5 protein-coding genes and 1 pseudogene are annotated in these 4454 nt (G+C 68.9%); 3 read left to right on the forward strand and 3 right to left on the reverse strand.

From position 1 onward, the window contains the following. The 3 genes and pseudogenes from ACWEN3_RS42160 to ACWEN3_RS42170 form a co-directional block, all read right to left on the reverse strand. Positions 1-308 (reverse strand): annotated as a pseudogene (locus ACWEN3_RS42160) (DedA family protein); the annotation flags it as partial. A 274-nt stretch (positions 309-582) separates the two neighbouring features. Then, positions 583-1209, reverse strand: a complete 627-nt coding sequence (locus tag ACWEN3_RS42165; protein ID WP_452982751.1) for a DedA family protein — start codon at positions 1207-1209, stop codon at positions 583-585. A 205-nt stretch (positions 1210-1414) separates the two neighbouring features. Continuing rightward, positions 1415-1642 (reverse strand): hypothetical protein, encoded by a 228-nt coding sequence (locus ACWEN3_RS42170; protein WP_452982754.1) that lies wholly within the window; start codon positions 1640-1642, stop codon positions 1415-1417. A 200-nt stretch (positions 1643-1842) separates the two neighbouring features. Here ACWEN3_RS42170 and ACWEN3_RS42175 point away from each other — a divergent pair, with 200 nt between their 5' ends. From ACWEN3_RS42175 to ACWEN3_RS42185, 3 genes are all read left to right on the forward strand, one after another. Then, positions 1843-2517, forward strand: coding sequence for a DedA family protein (locus tag ACWEN3_RS42175; RefSeq protein WP_452982757.1), 675 nt, complete (start codon positions 1843-1845; stop codon positions 2515-2517). Between the two features lie 154 nt (positions 2518-2671). Next, positions 2672-3169: a DUF4396 domain-containing protein gene (locus ACWEN3_RS42180; protein ID WP_452982760.1), complete on the forward strand. Its 498-nt coding sequence runs from the start codon at positions 2672-2674 to the stop codon at positions 3167-3169. A 278-nt stretch (positions 3170-3447) separates the two neighbouring features. After that, positions 3448-4454 (forward strand): RNA-guided endonuclease InsQ/TnpB family protein (locus tag ACWEN3_RS42185; RefSeq protein WP_452982763.1); only part of this gene is annotated, 1007 nt, incomplete at its 3' end.

Genomic DNA, 4454 nt, shown 5'->3' on the forward strand with positions numbered 1-4454 from the left:
ACATCTACCGCGCGCCGATCTTCGGTGACGACCCGGAGGCCTTCGGCCGCTGGGCGGCCGAGCAGGTGACCGACCTGGGCGCCGAGCAGTGCCCCTGCCGCGGCGGCGGCCAGCACGGCGGGCAGCGAGAGGTGAACGCCGTTCCGGGTGGCCGTGCACAGCAGACCGGCCGTGAAAAGCAGCGAGTCACCGGGCAGGAAGAAGCCGATCAGCAGTCCGGTCTCGGCGAACAGCACCAGGAACACACCTGCGGTGCCGAGCGTCGTCAGCAGCGAGGTGGCATCCAGCGGGTTGAGGGCCTGGAACACCCAGGATCCTTTCCTGCCACGCGCCGCCGCGGGGGATACGGTCTCCGGTACAGGGCGCACGGCACGTCTCGACGGACGGCAGAACACACATCGCCGTCCAACTTCTACTTAATGTAGGAGATGAACGGGAGAACGCCAAACCCGGGGCTCCACCCGCGTCAGGGCTCCGGACGTGCGCGACGCGCGGGCCTTCGCCTGGTCATCCGCGCGATCCGCCCGTCCGGCAGCTCGTCCGGGCTCAGGTGCCCCGCAGACCCTGATGCGGGACGGGTGATCAGTCCCGCGCACGCCGTCGACGCAGTACGGCGCGGACCACGAGCACGAGGATCAGCACGCCCAGGGCGATGAGGACATAGGTCGAATAGCGGTTGACCTCCGTGTAGATGGTGGTGATGTGGTTGCCGGCGAAGTAGCCGACGCCCGCCCACAGCCCGACCCACAGCGCGGCCCCGAGCGCGTTGAAGGCGACGAAGCGGGGCCAGGGCATCTCGGCGGCGCCGGCGATGATGCCGTTGAGCTGGCGCAGCCCCTCGATGAAGCGCGCGATGGTGACGACCTTCCCGCCGTGGCGGGTGAAGAACTTCTCGGCCTTCTCGTACCGTTCGGGCGGGAGGAGGACGTACTTGCCGTAGCGCTGCACCAGGGCGTGTCCGCCGGTGCGGCCGATGAGGTAGCCGACGTTGTCGCCGAGGATGGCGGCGAAGAAGCCGACGGCGACCACGGCTGCGATGTTGAGCTGCCCGGCCCCCGCGTACACGGCCGCGGCGATCAGGATCGTCTCGCCGGGGGCGGGGATGCCGAAGTCCTCCAGGAAGATCAGCCCGCCTACGGCCAAGTAGCCCCAGTGGTCCAGGATCGGTGCGATGTCACCGAGAACCCCGGGCAGCGGTGGTGCACTCATGCGGATCTCGTTCCTTCCGCAACATGGCGAGTCCGGTGGTCATGCGTCTCGGACCGGGCCGCGCCGGGGTGGTCGTGTTCAGGGTATTGCTGGACAGGCGGCCATCCAGCGGCGTCGGCGGTGGCGAACCGGAGGCGTGGGGGAGTGGCAAGGCCGCAAGGGCCGCCTCTTTCGGCCGCGCCTCGGAAGCTCCGTATGCCCCGCTTCACCCGGCGAGGGCGACGAGTCGATAGGCCACATAGGCGGCAGCCGGTCCGAGCGCCAGGGCGGCGGCGATCGTCAGACCGCCGCGGGTCGCAAGCTTCTCGCGGGCCGTGTCCGAGACGAAGGCCGCCACCCCGAGCAGCATGACGGACGGCAGTATCAGCTCGACGCCCAGATCCAGCAGGATCGCGGCGTCGAAGGCGGCGGTGTGGGGAATCGAAGGGCTCATCCGGCGTTCTCCGGGTCGGGAGTGGGCTGAGTGGGCATACCGTAAGCTACTACATGATGTAGAAATAAGAGCCGTGCCCGGGGCGGCGACAGCTCCCCGCCGGTGCGCGGACCTCTGCCTTGCCCGCGTATGTGCGACGGGGTGTGCCGGGCGGTGAGAAGCGGGGGAAGGAACACGAGACCCATGTACCTGGAATCGCTGTGTCCAGGCATCGGCGCGAGGTCGGCACGGTGAACGCCACCTGGCTGCTGTCCGCTTACGGCGCGTTCGGGGTGCTGCTCTGCATCTTCGCCGAGACCGGGCTGCCCGTGGTCGGCTTCTTCCTGCCGGGCGACACCTTGCTGGTTCCGGCCGGGCTGCTGTGCGCCTCCACCGCCCGCAGCGGGCCCCATCTGCCGTTGCTGCCCGTCCTGCTGTGCGCCGCGGCGGGCGCCGTCGTCGGTGCCCAGGTCGGATTCTGGACCGGCCGGCGAGCCGGGCGTGCCGCTCTCGCCCGGCTCGGCAACCAGCGCCTTCGTGCGGGTGTGGAGCGGGCGGAGCTGTTGCTGGCCCGCTACGGCCATGCGAAGGCGGTGGTGCTGGGACGGTTCATCCCGGTAGTGCGCACCGTCCTGAATCCGGTGGCCGGGGCGCTCGGGGTCCCGGTGCGGACCTTCACCCTCTGGCAAGTGACCGGCGGCCTGATCTGGTCGCAGTCGCTCGTACTCGGCGGCTACTGGCTGGGCGACTCGGTACGTCGTCCGGACGCCTACCTCGTGCCCGCGGTGGCCGCGGTTGTCGTCGTCTCCCTGGCGCCCGTGGCACTCGAAGTGCTGCGTGTGCGCCGCACGGAGCGTACGGGGCGCGCCGGTTGTCACACGTCAGGGGACTTGTGATGCTCGCGCAGGCGTAAGGCGGCCTCGAAAGGAAGGTGTCGGCGCATCGGCCGCTCCTGCCGGTCGTGCAAGATCTCCTCATTGGCCGGAAATACCCCCGGGGGGTATGTCGTTAGGCGAGTGGAAACCTGAACCGGACACGGGGAGGCCTGTGATGGACCACAGCACGCACGAGCAGGGGCACGAGCATCACGATCACCACGGGCACCACACGCCCGGCACCTCTTGGAAGATGGCCGCACAGGCCACGCTCCACTGCCTCACCGGCTGCGCCATCGGCGAAGTCCTCGGCATGGTCATCGGTACCGCCGCCAGCCTGCACAACGCGGCCACCGTCGTCATCTCCATCGCGCTGGCCTTCGTCTTCGGGTACGCGCTGACCATGCGGGGCGTGCTGCGCGCCGGGCTGCCGGTCCGGCAGGCGCTCAAGGTCGCGCTGGCCGCGGACACCGTGTCCATCGCCGTCATGGAAGTGATCGACAACACCGTCGTCGTGGGCGTCCCCGGTGCCATGGACGCCGGCCTCGGCCAACTCCTGTTCTGGGCGTCGCTCGCGCTTTCCCTGGCTCTGGCCTTCGTGCTCACCACGCCGGTCACCCGGTGGATGATCGGCCGCGGCAGGGGCCATGCCGTCGTCCATGCCTACCACTGACCCGCCACGACCCGACCCGACGACGGCGGGCCGCCCTCTTGGAGCGGGCGGCCCGCCTGCGGTCGGAGTGTTCAGCTGTTTCTGGCGAGGAACCCCGGGCCTTCGGGCCCGGGAGGAATCGCCTCCTCGACCACGGTGCCGCGCAGCGGCGCCGTTTCACTGCGAGTCCTGTCCCGCGGCCGACCAGACAGTGATTGCCGACACTCGGTGGTGCTGCACATTGGTAACTGCAGCCCGGAGCGGGCTCGTTGTCAGTGTCGAGGAGTACGGTTCGTCGCGTGAAGATCGTCGTGCAGGCAAAGTTGCTGCCGACCGCCGAGCAGGCGGTCGCGCTGCGATCGACCCTGCTCGAATGCAATGACGGCGCGAACTGGGTGTCCCAGGTCGCGTTCGACCGCGGGGTGCCGCGTGAGTACGAGCTGCGGAAGTACACGTACGCGGAACTCAAGGTCCGCGGCCTGGGTGCTCAGGCGGCGCAACACGTGATCAAGAAGGTCCGGGACGCGTACACGACCCTGCACGCGAATATCACGGCGGGGAACCTCGGCAAGCCGCGTTCCAAGCGGCGGGTCCAGGCGGAATCGAAACCGATCACGTTTCGGGCCGGCGCGGCGCAACCGTACGACGATCGGTGTTTGAGTTGGCAGCACGATGCGGGCACCGTATCCATATGGACGACCGTGGGCCGGCTCAAGGGGGTGAGGTTCACAGGTTCCGCAGACCAGCTCAAGACCCTGCGAGGGTACCGCCAGGGCGAGTCGGACCTCATCGAACGCGACGGCGCCTTCTATCTCCTCGCGACGTGCGAGGTTCCCGAAGCCGAGCTCAGTGCGAACCCGGACGGGTTCCTCGGCGTCGACCTCGGCATCGTCAACATCGCGACGACATCCGACGGTGACGTCTTCGCAGGCCGGAGACTCAACCGGTACCGGGCCCGACAGCTCAGGTTGCGAGCGAAGCTGCAGAAGAAGGGCACGAAGTCCGCCAAGCGCAGGCTGAAGCAGCGCTCGCGGCGCGAGCGGCGGTTTGCCGCCAACGTCAATCACGTCATCTCGAAACGCATCGTGGCAGAGGCTGAACGCACCTCGCGCGGCATCGCCCTGGAGGACCTGCAGGGCATCCGGTCGAGGGTACGGCTCAGAAAGCCCCAACGGGCCGCGGTGCACTCCTGGGCATTCGCCCAACTCGGCCAGTTCCTGGCCTACAAGGCACGCCGTGCCGGCGTGCCCCTGGTCTTCGTCGACCCGGCGTACACCAGCCAGACCTGTGCCGAGTGCGGACATGC

Source organism: Streptomyces sp. NPDC004561, from assembly GCF_053602155.1.

Excerpts from the sequence above, each read along its gene's own strand:
- ACWEN3_RS42165 (WP_452982751.1), bottom strand. The coding sequence starts at position 1,209 with ATGAGTGCACCACCGCTGCCCGGGGTTCTCGGTGACATCGCACCGATC.
- ACWEN3_RS42170 (WP_452982754.1), bottom strand. The coding sequence starts at position 1,642 with ATGAGCCCTTCGATTCCCCACACCGCCGCCTTCGACGCCGCGATCCTG.
- ACWEN3_RS42180 (WP_452982760.1), top strand. The coding sequence starts at position 2,672 with ATGGACCACAGCACGCACGAGCAGGGGCACGAGCATCACGATCACCAC.